19 protein-coding genes and 1 tRNA gene are annotated in these 21,099 nt (G+C 61.8%); 9 read left to right on the top strand and 11 right to left on the bottom strand.

Translation table 11 applies throughout. The features are described from left to right. The first annotated feature begins 48 nt into the window (after positions 1 to 48). Positions 49 to 837 carry an SDR family NAD(P)-dependent oxidoreductase gene (locus NMAG_RS15140; RefSeq protein WP_004214565.1) on the top strand — a complete coding sequence of 263 codons (789 nt, stop codon included), beginning with the start codon at positions 49 to 51 and terminating at the stop codon, positions 835 to 837. A gap of 276 nt (positions 838 to 1,113) precedes the next feature. Here NMAG_RS15140 and NMAG_RS15135 read toward each other — a convergent pair. Beyond that, a tRNA-Arg gene (locus NMAG_RS15135) sits at positions 1,114 to 1,186 on the bottom strand. Between the two features lie 12 nt (positions 1,187 to 1,198). Further along, positions 1,199 to 1,510: a twin-arginine translocase TatA/TatE family subunit gene (tatA, locus tag NMAG_RS15130; RefSeq protein ID WP_004214566.1), complete on the bottom strand. Its 312-nt coding sequence runs from the start codon at positions 1,508 to 1,510 to the stop codon at positions 1,199 to 1,201. A 341-nt stretch (positions 1,511 to 1,851) separates the two neighbouring features. Here tatA and NMAG_RS15125 point away from each other — a divergent pair, with 341 nt between their 5' ends. The 3 genes from NMAG_RS15125 to NMAG_RS15115 all read left to right on the top strand — a co-directional run bounded on the left by NMAG_RS15125 (position 1,852) and on the right by NMAG_RS15115 (position 4,554). Next, positions 1,852 to 3,027 (top strand): acyl-CoA dehydrogenase family protein, encoded by a 1,176-nt coding sequence (locus tag NMAG_RS15125; protein WP_004214570.1) that lies wholly within the window; start codon positions 1,852 to 1,854, stop codon positions 3,025 to 3,027. 92 nt (positions 3,028 to 3,119) lie between these two features. After that, a complete protein-coding gene (locus NMAG_RS15120) occupies positions 3,120 to 3,599 on the top strand; it encodes a redoxin domain-containing protein (RefSeq protein ID WP_004214575.1) in 480 nt (159 codons plus the stop codon). A 79-nt stretch (positions 3,600 to 3,678) separates the two neighbouring features. Further along, positions 3,679 to 4,554, top strand: a complete 876-nt coding sequence (locus NMAG_RS15115; RefSeq protein WP_004214576.1) for an HD domain-containing protein — start codon at positions 3,679 to 3,681, stop codon at positions 4,552 to 4,554. A 13-nt stretch (positions 4,555 to 4,567) separates the two neighbouring features. Here NMAG_RS15115 and NMAG_RS15110 read toward each other — a convergent pair whose 3' ends face one another. Next, positions 4,568 to 4,792 (bottom strand): helix-turn-helix domain-containing protein, encoded by a 225-nt coding sequence (locus tag NMAG_RS15110; RefSeq protein ID WP_004214577.1) that lies wholly within the window; start codon positions 4,790 to 4,792, stop codon positions 4,568 to 4,570. A 155-nt stretch (positions 4,793 to 4,947) separates the two neighbouring features. Between NMAG_RS15110 and NMAG_RS15105 the strand changes: the two genes are divergently transcribed. Next, positions 4,948 to 5,142, top strand: a complete 195-nt coding sequence (locus NMAG_RS15105) for a XapX domain-containing protein (protein ID WP_004214578.1) — start codon at positions 4,948 to 4,950, stop codon at positions 5,140 to 5,142. Between the two features lie 87 nt (positions 5,143 to 5,229). On the opposite strand, the gene NMAG_RS15100 is transcribed toward NMAG_RS15105, so the two are convergent. The 6 genes from NMAG_RS15100 to NMAG_RS15075 form a co-directional block, all read right to left on the bottom strand. Continuing rightward, the gene (locus NMAG_RS15100; RefSeq protein ID WP_004214579.1) at positions 5,230 to 6,534 is read right to left on the bottom strand and encodes a 5'-deoxyadenosine deaminase; all 1,305 of its coding nucleotides are present in this window, start codon (positions 6,532 to 6,534) and stop codon (positions 5,230 to 5,232) included. 144 nt (positions 6,535 to 6,678) lie between these two features. Then, complete coding sequence (locus tag NMAG_RS15095; RefSeq protein WP_004214580.1) at positions 6,679 to 8,511, bottom strand: FAD-binding protein; 1,833 nt, start codon at positions 8,509 to 8,511, stop codon at positions 6,679 to 6,681. Between the two features lies 1 nt (position 8,512). Next, a complete protein-coding gene (locus NMAG_RS15090; protein WP_004214582.1) occupies positions 8,513 to 9,391 on the bottom strand; it encodes a succinate dehydrogenase/fumarate reductase iron-sulfur subunit in 879 nt (292 codons plus the stop codon). 1 nt (position 9,392) lies between these two features. Next, complete coding sequence (locus NMAG_RS15085) at positions 9,393 to 9,758, bottom strand: succinate dehydrogenase (RefSeq protein WP_004214584.1); 366 nt, start codon at positions 9,756 to 9,758, stop codon at positions 9,393 to 9,395. Beyond that, positions 9,758 to 10,189, bottom strand: a complete 432-nt coding sequence (sdhC, locus tag NMAG_RS15080) for a succinate dehydrogenase, cytochrome b556 subunit (RefSeq protein WP_004214585.1) — start codon at positions 10,187 to 10,189, stop codon at positions 9,758 to 9,760. The genes NMAG_RS15085 and sdhC overlap by 1 nt, the downstream gene beginning before the upstream one ends. A 180-nt stretch (positions 10,190 to 10,369) precedes the next feature. Beyond that, positions 10,370 to 11,527 carry a succinylglutamate desuccinylase/aspartoacylase family protein gene (locus NMAG_RS15075; RefSeq protein WP_004214587.1) on the bottom strand — a complete coding sequence of 386 codons (1,158 nt, stop codon included), beginning with the start codon at positions 11,525 to 11,527 and terminating at the stop codon, positions 10,370 to 10,372. Positions 11,528 to 11,748: 221 nt separating this feature from the next. Between NMAG_RS15075 and NMAG_RS15070 the strand changes: the two genes are divergently transcribed. The 4 genes from NMAG_RS15070 (at position 11,749) to katG (ending at position 18,348) form a co-directional block, all read left to right on the top strand. Further along, positions 11,749 to 12,498 carry a GNAT family N-acetyltransferase gene (locus tag NMAG_RS15070; protein ID WP_004214588.1) on the top strand — a complete coding sequence of 250 codons (750 nt, stop codon included), beginning with the start codon at positions 11,749 to 11,751 and terminating at the stop codon, positions 12,496 to 12,498. Positions 12,499 to 12,757: 259 nt separating this feature from the next. Then, positions 12,758 to 14,230 (top strand): flippase, encoded by a 1,473-nt coding sequence (locus NMAG_RS15065; RefSeq protein ID WP_004214590.1) that lies wholly within the window; start codon positions 12,758 to 12,760, stop codon positions 14,228 to 14,230. 373 nt (positions 14,231 to 14,603) lie between these two features. Continuing rightward, entirely contained in the window at positions 14,604 to 15,947 is a 1,344-nt protein-coding gene (locus NMAG_RS15060) for a RimK family alpha-L-glutamate ligase (protein ID WP_004214592.1), read from the top strand. A 214-nt stretch (positions 15,948 to 16,161) separates the two neighbouring features. Beyond that, positions 16,162 to 18,348, top strand: a complete 2,187-nt coding sequence (gene katG, locus NMAG_RS15055; protein WP_257719839.1) for a catalase/peroxidase HPI — start codon at positions 16,162 to 16,164, stop codon at positions 18,346 to 18,348. Between the two features lie 68 nt (positions 18,349 to 18,416). Here the strand turns inward: katG and NMAG_RS15050 are convergent, their stop codons facing one another. Together NMAG_RS15050 and NMAG_RS15045 are read right to left on the bottom strand one after the other, a co-directional pair. Further along, positions 18,417 to 20,012, bottom strand: a complete 1,596-nt coding sequence (locus NMAG_RS15050) for a hypothetical protein (protein ID WP_004214596.1) — start codon at positions 20,010 to 20,012, stop codon at positions 18,417 to 18,419. 322 nt (positions 20,013 to 20,334) lie between these two features. After that, positions 20,335 to 20,964: a DNA-3-methyladenine glycosylase family protein gene (locus NMAG_RS15045; protein WP_004214597.1), complete on the bottom strand. Its 630-nt coding sequence runs from the start codon at positions 20,962 to 20,964 to the stop codon at positions 20,335 to 20,337. Positions 20,965 to 21,099: the final 135 nt, after the last annotated feature.

The following is a 21,099-nucleotide window of genomic DNA, read 5'->3' as shown; positions in this document are numbered from 1 at the left end:
ACGAGCGTACGTTAATGTGGCTGTCACACGGTGCATCTACTCACCACGATGAGTACGACTCCGACGACTCCACCGACGACGTTCAGACTCGAGGACACGGTTGCACTGGTCACCGGCGGCAGTCGCGGCATCGGCCGTGCTATCACCTGCGAACTCGCGGCCGCAGGCGCTGCCGTCGTTCCCGTTGCTCGTTCGACCGACGAACTCGAGTCGGTCGTCGCCGAAATCGAAGCCGATGGTGGTGAGGCCTTCGCAGTTCCGGCGGACGTTACGGACCCGGATGCCGTCGCAGACGCGATCGACCGCACCGTCGAGGAGTTCGGTGGTCTCGACACCGTCGTCAACAACGCTGGCTTCAACCCGGACGACGCGCTTGGCCGGCCGGAGGACGTCACGACCGAGAGCTTCGACCGAACGCTCGCAGTCAATCTCAGCGGTGCTTACGAGGTGGCGACTGCAGCAGCACAGCACCTCCACGACAACGGCGGCGGCTCTGTCGTCAACGTCGCCAGCGTCGGCGGGCTGGTCGGTCTCCCGCGCCAACACCCCTACGTCGCCTCCAAACACGGACTCGTCGGCCTCACCAAGAGCGTCGCGCTCGACTGGGCACCCGACGTCCGGGTGAATGCCGTCGCACCCGGCTACGTTTCCACCGAGTTAACCGAGGAACTCGAGTCCAACGAGCAACTCCGCCAGTCGATTCTCGATCGAACGCCACTCGAGCGCTTTGCCGACCCAGCCGAAATCGCTGGGCCGGTAGTGTTTCTGGCGAGCGACGCGGCGAGCTACGTGACCGGGTCGTGTCTGTCGGTCGACGGCGGGTGGACAGCTCGGTGACGGTCTCGTGGGGGAAGTAGACGGCCAGAAGTAGTACGACAACTCACGACCGGGGCAGACAGCAACCAAAACCGAATCGGAAATTGGGGTGTACTCGAGTCCCGGTTTGCCTGGCGGCACTGCTGTCGTTGCTGTTGAAGTGATGCGTACGAGACGTACTACGTGGGTGAGAGAAGACGCAGCGGGATTTGAACAACGCGAAGACGTGCTCGCTGCGCGCGTCTTCTCTCGTTCGAATCCCGTGCCCGTTCGCTCGTCGCGTCCGCTCCGTGCGAACGGGCGTGGCGGGATTCGAACCCACGATCAGAAGGTTAGGAACCTCCTGCCCTCTCCGCTAGGCCACACGCCCCGGGAAAAACCGTTAGTTCGTGCTCGTTTCCGTTTCGGTCTCGGTTTCGGTCTCGTCGTCCTCGGACGTGACTGGTTCGGTGTCGACGAACTCGTCGTCTTCCTCGTCGAGGTCGCCCTCGAAGTCCCCGTCGCGCATCTCCTCGAGTTCTGTTTCGACCTTTTCACGCCCCTTCTGGAACTCGCCCATGGCCTCGCCGGTCGACCGTGCCAGCTTCGGGATCTTGTTTGCCCCGAACAGCAGAATGGCGATGAAAAGGATGATCAATAGTTCCGGACCCCCGGGTGCACCAGGGATGAACAGCGGTGCGATTTCGACTACCATCTCTATGCGTGGCTTACCCGCTGGCAATTATAACCTTTTTGGACCGCTCAGTTATCGAAGTGCGGACGACAGTTCACGTACCGGATGCATTCGTCCACGAGAGTGATTGTGATATTTCGCCGACAGCAGCCCGTTCCGTGCTGTATGCTCCCAGTACGAGTTCTCATTCGAGACGGATCTGGGGCCGGTCGAGCATAACAGGTCGCGAATCGTGTCTATCATCGCTCGGCAACGGTGGGGGCCGCGGTGGGTCGTCGAGTCTGTATCGGGACGACAATACCCCGGCAGTAACTCACCCATGGCTGGAATACACTTACCATACGACACGAGAGAATCTATCCATGGACTTCGATCTCACAGACGAACAGCAACTCATCCGCTCGGAGATTCGCGACCTCTGTGCCGAATTCGGCGACGACTACTGGCGTGAGCGCGATCTGAACCACGAGTACCCCGAATCGTTCTTCGAGACATTTGCGGAACACGGCTGGTGTGGGCTGACGATACCCGAAGCGTACGGCGGCCAGGGGTACGGCGTCCAGGAGGCCGCGCTGGTCCAGCAGGAAATCGCACGCTCGGGCGCTGCGATGGCCGGCACGTCGATCACCGCCCATCACACGTTTAGCTCCGAACCGCTCGTCGCGTTCGGCGACGAGGAACACAAGGAGCGCTACCTTCCGAAGATTGCCGCCGGCGACGTGCAGGTCTGTACCGGCGTCACCGAACCGAACGCGGGAACCGACACCTCGCGAATCGAAACGACCGCCGACCGTGACGACGAGGCAGGGATCTACCGCGTCTCCGGGCAGAAGATTTGGACCTCGAAGGCACAGGAGGCCGACGTGATCATGCTACTCGCCCGAACGAAGCCGCGAGAAGAAGCCGACCGCTTTGGCGGTCTCACGCTCTTTTTCACCGAGTTTGACCGCGATACGGCGAGCATTGAGGTCACCGAAATCCCGAAAGCCGGCCGCGGTGCCTCCGACTCGAACGAAGTCTGGTTCGACGAGTACGACATCCCCATCGAGGACCGCATCGGCGAGGAGGGCGAGGGCTTTCGCTACCTGCTGCGCTTTGCGAATACGGAGCGAATTGCCCTCGCCGCGAACGCCGTCGGCATCGGCCAGGCCGCACTCGAGAAGGCCGCGGCTTACGCGGATGATCGCGTCGTCTTCGGAAACGAAATCGGGAGCTATCAGGGAATCCAGCACCCGCTTGCGGACTCGTGGTCGAAACTGGAACAGGACGAGTTGATGGTCCGCAAGGCGGCCTGGCTCTACGACAACGACCGTGACTGCGGCGCGGAGGCGAACGCGGTAAAACTCCGGGCGAGCGAGGATGCACTCGAGGCCTGCGAGCGCGCGGTTCGTGTCCACGGCGGGATGGGATACGCGAGTGAGTACGACGTAGAGCGCTACTGGCGCGAGACGATGATCAACGTCGTTGCGCCGATTTCGAACGAGATGGTGAAGAACTACATCGCGGAGCACGTGCTTGGGTTGCCAAAGTCCTACTGAGTCGCCACGACGTGACAAGCGGTTGTTCAATGATGAACGATGATTGATCCGCGAGCGAAACTGTCTTTCCTGCCTGGACGTAAATGGGAGTGATGCCAGCAACTGGCGATTCCGCACCCGACTTCACGGCACCGCTCGCAAACGGCGACGTCGACGAGTTCAGCCTCTCGGACGCTCTCTCCGAGGATGCACCGATCGTCCTCGCGTTCTTCCCGGCCGCGTTTACCGGCGTCTGTACGGACGAGATGTGTACGTTCCAGGACCGCCTCGCCGCGTTCGAGGACGTCGACGCGACGGTCTACGGCGTCAGCCGCGACTCGCCGTTCACGCTCAACGAGTTCCGTGCCCAGAACGACCTCGACTTTGGCCTGATCAGCGACTTCAATAAGGAGATCATCGAGACCTACGACGTCGAGATGGACTTCGAGGACCTCGGTGTCTACGGCGTCGCAAAGCGCTCCGTCTTCGTCGTCGATTCCGACGGCGTGATTACGTACTCGTGGGTCAGCGACGACCCCGGCGTCGAGCCGGAGTACGCAGAGGTCGAGGACGCAGTCGAAGCGGCAGCGTAAGAAGTTCGAATCGACGGCCCGTTTCACCACGCCGACTCCCGGCGCAGCGCTTTTTTAGCCCGCACCCGACGTGAACGGTATGACTGATACTCCGACTCCAGATAGCGACGAGACCTACGAGAGCGGGGCCGGCACCGGTAGCGATACCGACACCGGAAACGACAACGGCAGTCGCATCTACACCCCCGACGCCGACCACAACTTTCCAGACGACAAACTGAACGCCGTACTCGAGTACATCGACGCGGACGAGGAGATTCAGACCTATCTCGAGGCCCAGAACGTCAACGCTGTCGACCGGATGCGTTACAACGACCACGGCAAGAAGCACATCGAGATCGTTCGCAACCGGGCGCTCTGTCTGTACGACCTGTTGAAGGCGGGCAACGTCGACTTCAACGGGGCGCGCCAGCAGGGGCTCGCCGAGGAGGACGAGTCGGTGATCATCGCACTCGCGGCGACGTTGCACGACGTGGGCCACGTGGTCCACCGCGACGAGCACGTCTACTACTCGATTCCGATCGCCGCGGACATTCTCGACCGCGTGCTGCCGGAGTTCTACGATCTCGCTGATCAGGTCCGTGTGAAGGGCGAGGTGCTCCACGCGATTCTCTGTCACCACACGGCCGAGACGCCGCTGACGACCGAGGCCGGCGTCATCCGCGTCTCAGACGCACTGGATATGGAAAGCGGGCGCTCGCGCATTCCTTACGAACACGGTGGCCGCGGGATCAACACGCTCTCGAGCCAGGCGATCAAACGCGTCTCGCTCTACGAAGGCGAGAGCAGTCCTGTAATGGTCGAAATTGCGATGACCAACGCTGCGGGTGTCTATCAGGTTGACAACCTGCTAAAGGCGAAGCTACGGGACTCTGGACTCGAGGATCACGTTCGGATCGTGGCGGTCAACACGAACGAGAATCACGAGCAGTTGGTCGAACGGATCGAGCTGTAGACGCTGTCGCTGCTCAGGAGAGCCGATACCGCCCGTCGACTCGTTCGACGTAGCCCTGTTTTCGAAGTGTTCGAACGATCGAGAGCACCGTTCCCTTGTTGATCCCGAGTGCGCCGCAGAGGTCGTCTGCGGTCGAGTCCGGCCAGACGTGCAGATAGAGGTAGACGACCTTTGCCTGCGCCGAGTCGAACTCGTCGGGAACCGTGACAGCAGTCTGTGACTGTCCGTCGAGTTGCATACGACAGTCTCCAGTGTTCGACGATATTAAAACTGCGTATCGTCAGCTGTCGAAATTCGAAGGGCGGAACGCGGCGCGTTCGGACCAGCCGGTACTCGAGTACTGGTGTCGGTTCGAGTCAGCGTTCTTTTGGCGCTGCCCGCATTCACACCGATATGGACCTGCAGCTCATCGTCCTGGGACTGCTGACCGGCGCACTTACCGGCGCGTTCTTCGCGCTCGTCGATGTACCAATTCCGGCACCGCCTGAACTCCCCGGGCTCATGGGAATCGTGGGGCTCTTTCTGGGCTACAAACTCGTGCAGGCGGCCGGGTTGAGTCTCGATATTCTGGATTCGATCGGACTCTGACGACTGTCACGTCGACTGTCGAATACCCCGTTCGTCAAAACGAGCGGCTGGGTTCGATCGTATCGGATACCTGTTGTCGTCCTCGATTCAGGGAGCAACGTGGAGTTCAGCCGCAAATTCGCGTGCTCGTGCTCGAATATCGGCGGCATCGGCGACGAGCACTTCGCCCTCGCGCATGAGCACCTCGCCGTCGACCATCGTGAACTGCACGTCGTCGCCGTGGGCCGCGAACGTGAGGTGGGAGAGGACGTCGTGTAACGGCGTCGCGCGGGTGATATCGGTCTCGAGACCGATGATATCCGCTTTCCATCCCTCGCGGAGCTTGCCAACGCGCTCGAAGCCGGCCGCCTGCGCGCCGTTGACCGTTGCCATCTCGAACACCGTGTCGGCCGGCAGCGCCTCCGAATCGAGCTGGTCGACCTTCTGGAGCAGGCTCGCCTGCCGCATCTCCGTAAACGGATCGAGCGTGTTGTTACACGGCGGCCCGTCGTTCCCCAGCGCGACGTTGATTCCCCGGTCCAGGTAGTCGAGCACCGGTGCGACCCCGCTCGCGAGTTTCATGTTCGAGGACGGGCAGTAGGTCACGTTGGTACCAGTCTCGGCAAGCACCTCGCGCTCGTCCTCGTCCGTCCAGACGCAGTGGGCCAGCACCACGTCCTCACCTGTGAGGCCGACCTCGTCGAGCCAGTGGATGTTTCGCTGGCCAGTTTCTTCCTCCACGGCCGCGATCTCGCCGCGGTTCTCGCTCGCGTGCGTGTGAATCGTCACACCGTCATAGGCATCTGCGAGCTCCCGCGAGCCGCGCAGACACTCCTCGGTACAGCTCACGGCAAAGCGCGGCGTGACCGCGTAGCGAATCCGGCCGTCTGCCGCGCCGTGGTACTTCTGGATGAGTCGCTCGCTCTCGGCCAGCGCCTCGTCCGTGTCCTCGAGTAGCCCCGGCGGCGACTCCTTGTCCATCAGCACCTTCCCGAGCCGACCGCGAATACCGAGTTCCCGAGCCGCTTCGAACGCCTCGTCGGCGTGTGCCACCGAGAGGTGGTCGATACAGGTCGTCGTCCCGCTCTCGATCAGTTCGAGATAGCCCAACTCCGCCGCGACGCGCATGCCGTCAGCAGAGAGGGAGGCCTCCATGGGGAGGACGTACTCGGAGAGCCACTCGAGTAGCTCCGTGTCGTCGGCGATACCGCGTCCGAGGCTCTGAACGGAGTGGACGTGGCCGCCGACGGTGCCGGGGGCGAGCACGTCACAGGCGTGGTGCTCGTGCTCTGGGTACTCCTCGAGACAGGTCGAACGATCACCGACGGCGACGATTTCGTCGTCAGCAACGACGACGGCACCGTCGGCGATGACGGTGTCCGCGTCGGCGACAACGGTTCCCGACAGCAACATACCGCCACAGGGTAGCGGGGGTGGTGCCTTAGCTCTGGTGGTCCGTCGAAGTGAGACCCCAGTCTGAGAAACCGTCTCGGAATACGAACCACGAGACTGGAAACAAGAAACAAAACAGACGCGAAAACCGGGAGAGTCAGTCCGTCAGTAACTGCGAACCTTCGGCTCGTAGGTCTTCTCCTCGCCTTCGAGGATCACCGGGCGGTAGAAGATCGACGGCTCGCCGTCGTCCCACGAGACGAGCGTGTGCTTGAGCCAGTTCTCGTCGTCACGAACCTGATTCTCCTGGCGCCAGTGAGCGCCGCGGAACTCGTTGCGCACGAGTGCGCCGAGTGCGATGGTCTCGGCGACGTCGATCAGATTGCGCGTCTCGATCGTCTGCTGGAGGTCCGTGTTGAACGTCGTCGATGGGTCGTCGACGTAGACGTCCTGGTACTCCTCGCGGCACTCGCGGATGATCTCGAGTGCCTTCTCGATGCCTTCCTCGTTGCGGAAGACGTTGACATAGTCGGTCATCGCGTTCTGGAGCTTCGCACGGATCTCGGCGTGCTGGACGCCGCTGTCCTTGTCCATCAGGCGGTCGACGCGAGCGCGTTCGCGTTCGACGGCCTGCTCGAGTGTGCCCGTCTCTGCGGCGACACCGCCGTCTGCGGCGACGCTGTCAGCAGAGTCGAGACCGGACGCACCGGGTGCGACCGGAAGCTCGGTGTCGTCGTCCTCGACGTCGTCGCCGTAGCCGGTCCGAATTTCTGGTTCGCCGAGGTCGTCGCCAGCGGCGTGTGCGCCGGCGCGCTTGCCGAAGACGATGAGTTCGGGGAGTGCGTTCCCGCCGAGACGGTTGCCGCCGTGGACGGAAACACAGGCACACTCGCCGGCCGCGTAGAGGCCGTCGATACAGGTCTGGCCGTTCTCGTCGACCTCGATGCCGCCCATCGCGTAGTGCTGGCCGGGCTTGACTGGCATCGGTTCGACGAGGCCGTCGACGCCCTCGAAGTCCTCCGCGAGGTGGAGAATGTTCTCCAGGCGGTCGAGAATGCGCTCTTCGCCGAGGTGGCGCATGTCGAGGTGGACGTACTCGTCCTTGACGCCACGACCTTCGGCGACTTCGTCGAGTTCGGCACGAGCGACGACGTCGCGGGAAGCGAGTTCGCCGGAGTTGTTCGCGTAGCCATACTCGAACATGAAGCGTTCGCCCTCGTTGTTGTAGAGGATACCACCTTCACCACGGACACCCTCACTGATAAGGACACCCGTGGAGGGAAGCGAGGTCGGGTGGAACTGGATGAACTCCATGTCCTCGAGCGGTGCACCCGCACGGTAGGCCATCGCGTGACCGTCGCCGGTACAGGAGACGGCGTTGGTAGTGTGGTCGAACGCCTGTCCGGGACCACCGGTCGCGAGAATAACGCCCTGGTTGGCCTTGAACCCTTCAACCGTGCCGGTCTGGACGTCGTAGGCGACGATACCCTCACACTGGCGGTCGTTTGGATCCTCCTCGTCAGTGGTCGCGAGGTTCATCACGTACCACTCGTCGTAGACCTGAATGCCGCGCTTGACGACCTGCTCGTACATCGTGTGCAGCAGGTGGTGACCGGTCTCTGCGCCGGCGTAGGTCGTTCGCGGGTACGAGAGACCACCGAACGGACGCTGGGAGACGCGACCGTCCTCCTCGCGGGAGAACGGCATTCCCCAGTGCTCGAGTCGCATCGTGTCTTCGGGGGCGTCCTGAGCGAGGGTTTCGACTGCTGGCGCGTCGGCCAGGTAGTCGGAGCCCTTCATCGTGTCGTAGGCGTGCAGTTCCCAGTCGTCACCCTCCTGTAGGGCGGCGTTGATGCCACCCTCCGCCGCACCCGTGTGGCTGCGGACGGGGTGGAGTTTCGAGACGATCGCCGTGTCGGCTCCCGCCTCGTGCGCTGCGATCGCGGCGCGGAGGCCGGCGCCACCGGCGCCGACCACGAGAACGTCGTGTTCGTACATATTACCAGAACTTCAGGTTCTTCTTGACCGCTTCCCGCTTGAGCTCCTGAATGTGCTCGGTGAGCGGGATGTCCTTCGGACACACCTCGGTGCAGGAGAACTGGGTCTGGCAACGCCAGACACCGTGTTCTTGCTCCAGGATGCGGAGTCGGTGCTCTTTGATCTCCTCGCTTTCGCGGTCGTCCATCGCGAACTTGTAGGCCTTGTTGATCGCGGCCGGGCCGAGATATTCGTTGTCGCCCGCAGCGATGTTACACGAGGACATACAGGCACCACACCAGATACACCGCGAGGACATCTTGATCTTCTCACGGTTTTCTGGGCTCTGGCGCTGCTCTTCCAGGTCGCTCGCGGCTGGCGTGTCTTCGTCCTGGAAGTACGGCTCGACGGCGTGCATCTGGTCGTAGAAGTGGTCCATGTCGACGACCAGGTCCTTGACGACCTCCTGGTGTGGCAGCGGCTCGATACGAACCGGCTGCTCGAGCTCCGAAAGCTGCGTCTTGCAGCCGAGCATCTGCGAGCCGTTGACGAAGAAGGCGTCGGAGCCACAGACTGCCTGGCGACAGGAGTGGCGGAACGTAAGCGAGGAGTCGAACTCGTCACGGGCGTACATGACCGCGTCGAGGACCGTCATCCCCTTCTCGAAGGGGACGTGGAAGTCGTCGAAGCGTGGTTCCTGTTTGTCTGCGACTTCCGGATCGTAGCGGAAGACCTTGATGTGGACCGTCTCGCCGGCCGCTTCGGCCTCCTCCTCTGCGTGTTCGTCGACCATTCCCTCCTCTTTTTCCTTGAGTCGCCGCTGCTGTGGCGACTCGGTCCCCTTCATCTCGGGGTCCTGGGGCGATTCCTGACTCTCCGGTTCTTGTTGTTGCGTACTCATATTAGATCATTCCCGACATGACTAGTGCAACCCAGATTCCCTGGAAGATGAGCAGGGCACCTGCGATAGTTAGCACTGCGAGCACTACCTTCTTTGGGGTCCCGCTGAGGCCCTGATTGACGAGCGCGTTGTAGACGCCGTTGACACCGTGGAACGCGCCAGCAATGAGGAACAACACCATCGTCAGGAAGTAGCCAATGTTCTCCATGCGGGCTTGCGTCCCCGCGAACGTGATTTCGGACGCGTGGTTGACGAAGTGCAAGAGGAAGAAGTGGAAAGCAAGCACAACGATCAGGAACGCTGCCGTCACACGCTGGAGGAACCAGGCGGTCCCGCCGGGCGTGAACGAAGAGTAGCGTTCTGCCATTAGAGTCCCACCCCTGCCATGAAGGTTGGCACGCTCGCGACGGTGATAACGCCCGTCAGGACGAGCGAGGCGTAGAAACTCTTATCCTGTGCAGTGAGGCCAACCCCGAGGTCGACCATCAGCAGCCGAATGCCGTTCAGAATGTGGAAGACAGCGACTGCCAGTAGTCCGACTTCGAGCACTCGAACGATGAAGAGACTCTCGAGTCCCTGCAACGTTCCAGTGTATGCATCGACTTGCTCTCCGGCGAGCATCATCGTTTGACCGTCCGCCGCTGCGATGGCGCTACTCAGCACGGCAATGTGGGTGAACAGATAGCCGATCAACATCCACCCAGTGAACTTGTGGAAGATCCACGCCCACATGCCGGCCGAGAACTCCTTCCAGCGGCCGAAGTCCTCGATGAGGCCGCGATTGTAAGACTGACTCATACGCTCATGTTGACCGTTAGACCGTGGGGGTATAGAAGTTACTTTTATCTCCTTCATTGCCCCATTCGGGAACGCGTCGTGATTCCTCGGCTACCAATTGCATCCCTTCACTGAGTGGAACTCGACTCGAGTCCACTCCGTGACCGACTGCATTCTCGACCGTCTCAACGCTCGGTCCACTCACCGCAGTTCAGACCGCGAGCGCTCCGTCCCGCCTTCGCGCTCGAGTGCGAGGCGTGTCTCGTGTTTCAGCCCGACCAGATGGCAGAGCGGATTCCCCGGATAGACGACGGGGTTCTCGAGTACCCCGACGATCAGTCCGGTGAAGGGAGCCTCGACGTCGAGGATGTCGTCTTCTTCTTTGAACGGATTCGTAATCGTGCAGATCACGTCGCCCTCTTCGACGAGAGCGCCGCGGCCGTGTTTCATGTCGACGATACCGCCCGCGTCGGCCCGGAGCCAGGTTTTCTCGTCGTCGCTGTCGATGACGACGCGCCAGCCGGGCCAGTGGACCGAGGAGTCGCGATGACAGCCGAACTCGGCGAGGACGCTCGCGACGCCGGTCAACGCGCGGTCGATGAGCCGCCGCTGGAACCGATGGGCTTCGCCCATCTCAACGGTGATCGTCGGAACGCCAGCCTCTGTCGCCTCTCGGCGGAGGGTTCCGGAGGGACCTTCGCCGCCGATAATGACGTTCGAGCTGAACGCGTGTGCGAGCCGTCGCACCGTTTCGTCGTCCATGTTCGCCCGGACGTGGAGCATGTTGGTTCGCCCGCGTGTGGACGTGTGAAAGTCCACTCCCAGGTCACAGGGTTCGATGAAGTTCGTGAAGATGCGGTGTGCCATCCGGCGTGCGCTTGTCGAGCCTTGCCGGCCGGGGAACGATCGGTTCAGGTCGCGGTCGTAGATTGGCAAGTATCGCTCCTGTGCGAGAAAGCCGGGGACGTTCATCACCGGCAGGCAGACGAGCGTGCCGTGGAGTTCGGAGTGGTTCCAGTCGTGTGCGACCTCGCGGACGACCTCGATGCCGTTGAGTTCGTCGCCGTGGGCCGCAGCCGAGAGAAAGACCGTCGGTCCCGGCCGCTCGCCGTTGATAATCGTCACTGGGATTCTGATCGGATCTCCCAGATACGTTTCACTGATCCCGTAGCGGATGTTTGCCGACTCGCCGGGAGCAACGCTTCCATCGTCGTACGTAAACGGCTCCGCGGTCGCTGTCCCGTCGATCGCCGCCGCCTCGCTGGAGGCATCGCTCGACTCGTTCGTAGCCGATGAACCGGCCGACGCTGTCGCCGCCTCCTCCTGGGACGACTCGTCGGTCGGGGTCTCTCCGCCCATAGGCCTCCGTCGATAGGCAGCACCGTGAATCTTCGTCTCGGTTTCGGACTCGATGGATACAGTCGGCTGGCGGGTATCTGCCACGCTGACACGCCAATACGGAGATACACCGCCACACAGACACGCCAACACACCCACACGCCAACACACCACCACACGAGACAGCGGCAAGCGTCGTCTCGTGGGCATACGTTTTATACAAGGTCATGATACACCAGCGCATGGAGCTCCGTGAAGCGACCACCGACGACGTCGAGACGATTCGATCTATCGCAGCTAACTCGCTCAACTCGACGTACACCGACTTCCTCGATGCCGATGTAATTGACGACGCGATCAACCAATGGTACAGCGAGGACTTTGCAGCCGAACTCGAGTCCGACCACTCGCTCGTCCTCGTCGTCGAGGAAGACGACGAGGTCGTCGCCTTCTCTCAGAGCGATTTCGTCGGCCAGCAACACGGCACCGGCCGCATCCTCTGGCTGCACGTCGACCCGGACGCGCGCGGCAGCGGTATCGGTGTGCGACTCCTCGTCAGAACCCGCGAGCGACTCCTCGATGAGGGTGCAGACCAGATTCAGTGTCTGGTGCTGGCGGACAACGAGCGCGGCAACGAGTTCTACGCAGAACAGGGATTCGAGCAGGCGGGCCAGCGCGAGGTCGACATCGGCGAGGAAACGTACACGGAGAACGTCTACGTCGAACAGGAAATCGGCGACGAGGAGTGGGCGACGCTCGATGAACTCGAGACCGACGGCGAGACGATCTACGTGAACTACGGCGAGGCGACCCGCGGCTCGAAGTCGCCGTTTTACGTCGCTTACGAGAGCCAGGAACGAGACTCACAGTACGGTTGGTTCTGTGGCAACTGCGACTCACTCGAGAACGCGATGGATGCGATGGGACGAATCGAGTGTAACGTCTGTGGGAATCGGCGGAAGGCGACTCGGTGGGACGCCTCGTATCTGTAGCGAGTTGAGACCGAGTTCGGCACTTGCTAGACGGTCGTTTCGCCACCGCCTTGCGGACGGTACGTCCGCCCTACAGCTGTTGTCTGTGCATTACAATTGGGGACGCTCACTTTCGAGCGAGTAGCACGACGTAGGCGGCTCTCTCCGGTGTTCGGTTGCCGAAGCAGACAGTCGGAGATGTCCGGCGGCACGACTTGCAGCACGCCTCTGTCAGCCCTTGCGCTATCCCCCCTCGCCCCACCTCCACTCCCCCTAACACATGAGTACGACACAGGACCACATCCTCCGCGGGTTCAAGGCAACGCTCGTCTCTCGGGCCATCTACATGGTCTCGAGTGCGCTGTTAATGTTCGTTCTCGCTCGCTTCCTCCTCGATCCCGACGGCTACGGGACACTCTACTGGGTGATCGGCATTCTCGCCGTCGTCCAGCTGCTCGCCGACGTCGGTCTCGGCAAGTCGACCGCGCGATACATCTCCGAATACAACGAGAAGGATCCCGGCCAGATTCCGTATCTCCTGCGAACGACGATCGCCTACAAGCTGATCGTCATTAGCGTCGTCGGCTCCACGCTCTTTCTCTTTCACGAAGAAATTGCAGCACTGCTTGGCGACACCTCGGCAGCCCCATTCCTCGCAGTCGGCGTCATCTACATCGTCGTCAACTCCTTCAACGGCTTCTCGCAGATCGCCTTCCAGGGCTTCAACAAACTCGGCTATAGCGCCGCCATCCAGGCAATCTCCGGCGTCGCCCGCCTCGTCTTCGTCGTCGCACTCGTCCTCGCTGGCTTCGGCGCACTCGGCGCACTCTTTGGCTACATCGTCGGCTACACCATCGCCGCGGCGGTCGGCATCACCATCCTCTACGAACGCTTTTACCGCCAGTACGAGCCCGCCGAGGAGTACGAGTCCGGGCTTTCGCGGCGACTACTCGAGTACAGCGTGCCGCTGACGGCGACACGGAGTGCGAACGTGGTCGACAAGCAGATCGACACGGTGCTGGTGGGCGTCTTTCTGACGCCGGCGGCGGTCGCGTTCTACACGCTCGGCAAACAGATCACGGATTTCGTGCTCGCGCCGGCGGAGGCGCTCGGCTTTACGATCTCGCCGAACTTCGGCGAGCAGAAGGCGGCGGACCAACTCGAGCAAGCGCGCGAGATTTACGAGACGTCGCTGGTGAAGACGATGTTGGTGTACATTCCGGCTGCGGTCGGACTGGTGCTCGTTGCAGAGCCGTTCATCACGATGATCTTCGGCGGTGATTACGCCGGTGCGGTCCCGGTTCTCCAGATCCTCGCGGGCTTCATCGTGTTGCAGGCGATTACGAACCTGACCAGCGACAGTCTGGATTACCTCGGCCGCGCGCGGTCCCGTGCGATCGCGAAGGGTGGGACTTCGATCGCGAACTTCGGACTGAACATCCTCCTCATCCCGATGATCGGCGTTATTGGCGCGGCGATTGCGACGGTCATCACGCACACGGTCTACGTCGCGGTGAACCTCTACATCGTCCACTCCGAACTCTCGCTTCGACTCGAGTCGCTCGGTCGTTCGATCGCGATGATCTGCGGAATCACGGGTGTGATGGCGGTCGCAGTCTTGCTCGTCACGCCGCTCGTTTCGAACCTGTTCATGCTCTTTGCGGCGGTCGGACTTGGCGGGTTCACGTGGGCCGTGCTCGCCGTCGTCAGCGGACTCCTGGATCCAAACGAGGTGCGAGCGGCAATTACGTGAGACGGGGCAGATCGAGAGGAAGTCGATGTGAAGCGATCCCAGCTATAGTAGCCACTGCAAGTCAATACACACCTGATCGCCAGCCTGCTCGGCAATCAGTGTGTAACTAGTTGCAGTTGTTACTATAGAAATGAGTCATACGAACCGTTGCCGTTCGGTACCGGTGGTCGCCGCCCCGTTGGAGCAATCTCCGGGAGAATACGGCACCGATCCGTCTCACAGCCTGACTCTCTTCTTCGTTGTCTGTCGATACCCTGATGAACGTCGCGGCGCAGTGATCGCCGTTCCCGGCGGGAAATCCTGTTCGTCGGACCGGTGACCTGTCGGCCGGCGGTGAACCAATACTTTTCCCTCCGGTCGGTGTGGAAGTCCTATGCCCGCTGCCGATCCCGTCACCGTCGGGGTACTGAGCCTGCATACGAGCAAAGAGACAAAAGCGATACTCAACGCGGTCGAGGAACTCGGCCACGGTACGGAGTGGCTACGACACGAAAACACGTCGATCAGGGTTGCTGATGGCCAGGTGGAACTCGAGCCGGACGTCGATATCATCGCCAATCGGATGCTGCTCTCGAACACCGAACAGCCCGCCGAGGAGCTCGGGCTCGCGAATACGTTCGCACAGGTCGTGCCGATGTTGAACGAACCAGCGACGGTGCTGACCGCGATCCACAAACTTTCGACGGCGACGACGCTGGCGATGGCCGACGTCCAGACGCCTGACGTCGTTCTCGCGCTCAGCAGCGACGAGTTGAACGCCGTGCGCGACCAGTACGGCGAGGAAGCGGTCTACAAGACGGCGATTGGAACACACGGTGGCGGCACGTGGAAAGTCGGTCCCGGCGATCCGGTGAACGCCAAGGTCGGCAACCGCTATGCCTTCTTGCAGGAACTCATCGATCGCGACGACGAACGCCACCGCGACGTGCGGATTTACGTCGTCGACGGCGAGATCATCGGTGCGATGTATCGCTACGCGCCGGATAACGACTGGCGGACGAACGTCGCGCTAGGTGGAAGCGTCGAAAACGCGACCGACGATCTACCGCCGGCTGCTCGGGAACTGGCGACGCAGGCGGCTGATGCTATTGGACTTGACTACGCCGGCGTCGACCTCGTCGAGAGCGATGAGGGCTGGTACGTCCTCGAGGTCAATCCGACGGCCGGTTTCAAGGGACTCTACGAGGCGACCGAGATCAGTCCGGCGCCGTACATTGCCAAACACGCTATCGAGAGCGCGGGCGGCAGCGTCGATGATGACCGCGTGCAGGAACTCTCGATGAAGCTGGACGATTCGCAGCCGACGGCCCAGCCGATCACCCACACAATCACGGAAACGGAGCCAACCGTCATCGGTTACACCGAAGAGGTCGTCCTCTCCGGGACGAGCGGCTCGACGTCTGTGCTGGCAAAATCAGACACGGGAGCGACCAGAACGAGCATCGATACCGGGCTCGCAGCGGAGATCGGAGCCGGTCCGATCAAATCGATCACGCGCGTCAAATCCGGCAGCAGGAAGACGGCGCGGAGCCGTCCGGTCGTCGACGTCGTGGTCGGCGTCGGCGGCAATCAACACACAGTGACCGCGAGTATCGAGGATCGGGACCACATGGATTATCCCGTCCTGCTTGGCCGCGATATCCTCTCGAACTACCGGGTCGACGTTGGTCGGCGCGCGGATCGGGATGCGGAGGATCGACCAGAGGAAGAAGAGTAAGTAGCGTTCGACGCTGAACGACCAGCACAGTCAAAGCTGTCACCGAGGTAAAACTTATTGTCGCAATCTACACCCGTCTCACTACTGCTCTGACGGGGAACACAGGCAACCTCCCTCCCAGTAAAATTCTCAACTCGACAAAATTGTTTGGGATGGAGAAAAGACTTCATCACTGCAGTAGGAAATCTTAATAGGCGAAAGTAGCAACTGTCCAGTGATGAGCAAGTCAAATCAAGACTGGTGGCCAAACCAGTTGAACGTCGACATCCTCGACCAGAACGTCCCCACGTCCAACCCGATGGACGAGGACTTCGACTACGCCGAGGAGTTCGAATCACTCGACCTCGACGAAGTGAAGGCGGACATCGAAGACGTCATGACGACGTCGCAGGACTGGTGGCCGGCAGACTACGGCCACTACGGACCGCTTTTCATCCGCATGGCCTGGCACAGCGCAGGCACGTACCGGACCAGCGACGGCCGCGGTGGCGCTTCCGGCGGTCGACAGCGCTTCGCGCCGCTTAACAGCTGGCCCGACAACGCGAACCTCGACAAGGCACGCCGAGTGCTCTGGCCCGTCAAGCAGAAGTACGGCCGCAAGCTCTCCTGGGCCGACCTGATCGTCCTGGCCGGAAACGTCGCACTCGAGTCCATGGGATTCGAGACGTTTGGCTTCGCCGGCGGACGCGAGGACGACTACAAGCCTGACGACGCCGTCGACTGGGGTCCAGAAGACGAGTGGGAGGCATCCGACCGGTTCAACGAGGAAGGCGAACTCGAAGGTGCGCTCGCTGCCACCGTGATGGGTCTCATTTACGTGAACCCAGAAGGCCCTGGCGGCGAGCCAGATCCGGAAGCCTCGGCAGAGCGGATCCGAGAGTCGTTCAGCCTGATGGCGATGAACGATGAGGAGACCGCTGCGCTCATCGCCGGTGGACACACGTTCGGAAAGGTCCACGGTGCCGACGACCCCGACGTGCACGTCGGTCCAGAGCCCGAAGCAGCGCCAATCGACCAGCAGGGACTCGGCTGGGAGAGCGCTCACGGCTCCGGAAAGGGTGCAGACACGATCACCAGCGGAATCGAGGGGCCGTGGAACACCACGCCCACCCAGTGGGACATGGGTTACATCGACAACCTGCTCGAGTACAAGTGGTGGCCAGAGAAGGGGCCAGGCGGTGCCTGGCAGTGGACCACCCAGAACGGCGAACTCGACGAGGCCGCGCCGGGTGCCGAGGATCCGGACGAGAAAGAGGACGTCATGATGCTCACGACGGACATCGCGCTCAAGCGCGATCCTGACTACCGTGAGATCATCGAGCGCTTCCAGGAAAACCCACAGGAGTTCCAGGAAGCGTTCGCGAAGGCCTGGTACAAGCTGATCCACCGCGACATGGGTCCGACGGAGCGCTTCCTCGGTCCGGAAGTACCGGACGAGGAGATGCTGTGGCAGGACCCGATCCCGGACGCCGACTACGAGCTGATCGGCGACGAGGAGATCGACGAACTCACGGAGGAAATCCTCGCGTCGGAGCTCTCGATTTCCCAACTCGTCAAGACCGCCTGGGCGGCGGCGTCGACCTACCGCGACAGCGACAAGCGCGGCGGTGCAAACGGCGCTCGCATCCGTCTCGAACCGCAGAAGAGCTGGGAGGTCAACGAGCCCGAGGAACTCGAGTCGGTGCTTGCGACCTACGAGGAAATCCAGGAGGAATTCAACGGCTCCCGTTCGGACGACGTTCGTGTTTCGCTTGCTGACCTGATCGTGCTGGGCGGCAACGCAGCCGTCGAGCAGGCTGCTGCAGATGCCGGCCACGATGTCGACGTGCCGTTCGAACCTGGCCGTACCGACGCCTCACAGGAACAGACCGACGTCGAGTCCTTCGAGGCGCTCAAGCCCACGGCCGACGGCTTCCGGAACTACTACAGCGACGAGGCCGACGAGTCGCAGGAAGAACTGCTGGTCGACAAGGCAGACTTGCTCGACCTGACGGCACCCGAGATGACGGTGCTCGTTGGCGGGCTGCGCACACTGAACGTGACCTACCAGGATTCCGAACTCGGTGTCCTCACCGACCAGCCGGAGACGCTGACCAACGACTTCTTCGTGAACCTGCTCGACATGGACTACGAGTGGGAGGCGTCCGACAGCTCTCAGGACATCATGGGCTGGGAAACGGACGTCGACTCCGAGACCGATCAGGTCTTCGAACTGCGTGACCGCGAGAGCGGCGACGTCGAGTGGACGGCGACCCGTGCAGACCTCATCTTCGGTTCGAACTCCCGCCTGCGCGCCATCGCGGACGTTTACGCGTCCGACGACGCCGAAGAGAAGTTCGTGCAGGACTTCGTCGACACCTGGAGTAAGGTAATGCAGGCAGACCGGTTCGATCTCGAGTAAGCTCGGCCCAGCTCGAGAACCAAACGCCGCCGTTTCAGGCGGTGTGCTGCAGAACTGCTGAACCCTCGTTATTCGCTTCTGATGATGACCTCGTCGTCCGTGATGTCTTTTACCTGCGAGGGCTCGACCGGATACTCGTCGCTGCTGTGTGATCCCCAGTCGAGACGCGCTCTGAGTCGATCAGTGAGTCCCGGCTCTGGATCTACGTAGGCCGTCCCCTCCTCGACGGCCGAGATGATCCCGATCTGGTTGCCCGTCTCGTCGATCACATCCTTCCCCTGATCGTCCTCGGTGATGGTCGCTGCGACCTCGTCGCCGACGGTCGGCTGCTCGTCTGCTACCCCGGTCTCACCGCCCGGTTCGCCGCCCGCCATCGCCTCGTCACTCGAGTCGGCCGCTGCCATCTCGCCGCTGGCCGCTCCTGGTTCCGCTCGCTCGCCTGTCTCGCCCATCTCACCCGGTTGCGCTTCGACACCCGCCCCCTCCATCTCGCTCGTCTCCGTAGTCGTCTCCTGACCCGCTCGAATCGTCTCGTACTCCTCGCTGTCGACGATCTCTCCGTCCAGCAGCTCGCTGCTGACCAGTTCCGACTCGATGATCTCGCTGTCCTCGAGCGTAAACCGCATCAGTGACCGCTCGTCGATCTGCTCTTCGACCGTTCGGCGCTCGATGAGGTCGCTTCGGACCGTATCACACTCGCCTCGTTGGCTCTCGATGACCTCCTGTTCGATCACCTCCTCGGCTTCGACGTCCGTCCGAACGATGTCGCTCTCGAGTATCGACTGTTGGACGGACTCGAGTGCCATGTCCGTCTCGATTTCATCCCGCGAGATTGCCTCGCTGTGGTCGATGTCGACGTCGACAACGCGGCTCTCGACGGTGTAGCGTTCGATTTCCTCGATGGTTTCGAGTCGCGTTTCGTCGGTCGTAACCTCGATGTAGTCGGCGTCGACGAACTCGATATCGACGACGTCCCGGTCGACGAGTTCGGAGTCGACGACGTGGCGTTCGACGATTTCAGTGTTGATGACTTCGCTTTCGATCGTGTCGCGTTCGGTGATTTCGCGCTCGATGACCTGCGTTTCGACGAGTTCGGTGGTGACGCGTTCGCCCTGGCGAAGCTGGTCTTCGAGGTCGCTGCCGCCGAGTTCGGCACGGTCGAACGCCTCGGTGCGGTTGATGAGTTCGAAGGTTCCGAGGTCACGGCCGCGCATGTCTTCATCGCCGCCCGCTCTCGCTCGCTCGGCGTCGGCAGCCATCTCTGCCGTGTCAGCGTCTGCCTCCAGCTCGTCCATGTCGGCGTTCGACTCGTGTTCCATCTCCATCTCCATCTCCATCTCCATCCCATCCCCCATTCCGGCTTCAGCCCGCTCGTACTCCTCGTAGACGAACACCAGATCCTCGTTTCTGAACGTCTCGGTAAACTCGTCCCAGGATTGTTCTTCGTGCTCGTCTCCGAGTTCGCCCTGGCGAACGAACGAGTGGCCGTGGCCCTCGCCGCCGTGTGTCGACACCGGAACGGCGTCACGCGACTCCGCCCACTCGCGAATGTGTTCCGGATCCGTCGTCATCCGACGGTGCCCACCGCGATTGCTCGCTCGCCGCTCGTCTACGGCTCCGTCCATCATCTCGGTCGGGTCGTTGCTGGGTTCCTCCTCGGACATACGCCCATCTGCACCCGATCTGTACTTTAGTCGGCGGGGCCGTCTTTGCAAATCAGTCGTTGATTTCCGGGCCTAACGGTGTGGCCGGGGAACTCGAGTCCATCACCTGAAACGTAATCACGGATTAGGGGTTACCCTGTGACACACCCCTGGGTAACGATCGGATGACGGCCAAGCGGTGATAACGGCAACTCGCCGGGACTCGTCACCGACGAACGTGGCCCCAGACTCTCGGGAGCGGACAGACAGTCACGGATTACCGTTCCGCTCAGCTGCTCGACTCGCCGGGTTCCCACATGACTGCGGTCCTCCCCGTGACTGATCACTCGCTGTACACACCCACGCCATCGAGATCGATACTCGAGTCCGCCTCGTATTCGGCCCAGATGTAGCGGGTTGCGACGCTGCGGTAGGGACGCCAGTCCTCGGCGATGTCGCGCATTTCGGCTCGCGTCAGTTCGTCGCCGTTGCTGTATAGCTGTTCGATCCCGCGTCGAACGGCGAGGTCGCCGAGTGGCAGAATATCGGGTCGCTCCAGGACGAATAAGAGGTACATTCGGGCGGTCCACTCGCCGATGCCCTTGATGTCGGTCAGACGGTCGACGACCTCGTCGTTGTCGACGCCGGCCAGGCCCGCTCGCGTGAAGTCCTGTTCCTGAAAGGCGTGAGCAGCGTTGCGAATATAGTCGACTTTGCTCCGGGAGAGGCCGGCGTCACGAAGCGCCTGGTCGTCCGCCGCGAGGACGGTCTCGGGTGTGACCTCGTCCTCGAGGACGTCGAAGACGCGTTCACGGACGGCCGCCGCGCTCGCAGTCGAGAGTTGTTGATTGATAATCGAGATACAGAGACGCTCGTACTCGGTCCAGTCGGGTTCGACGTAGGGGTCGTGTGTGTCGACCAGTCGGTCCATGACCGGGTCCTCTCGGAGTACGGGTTCGGCCTCGTCTATCATACGAAAGTACCGTAATACGGGTCTGAGAAGGGAAAGGCGTCTCGGTTCGGACTGGCTGGCTCTATGCATGTGAGCAGACACAGCTAACCGAAAGCACTTGTGTTTCTATACTACTTCCCTAAATAATATGTTGGT

It is taken from the genome of Natrialba magadii ATCC 43099 (assembly GCF_000025625.1).
Taxonomy (GTDB): domain Archaea; phylum Halobacteriota; class Halobacteria; order Halobacteriales; family Natrialbaceae; genus Natrialba; species Natrialba magadii.
This window is presented reverse-complemented; position numbering and strand designations above follow the sequence as displayed.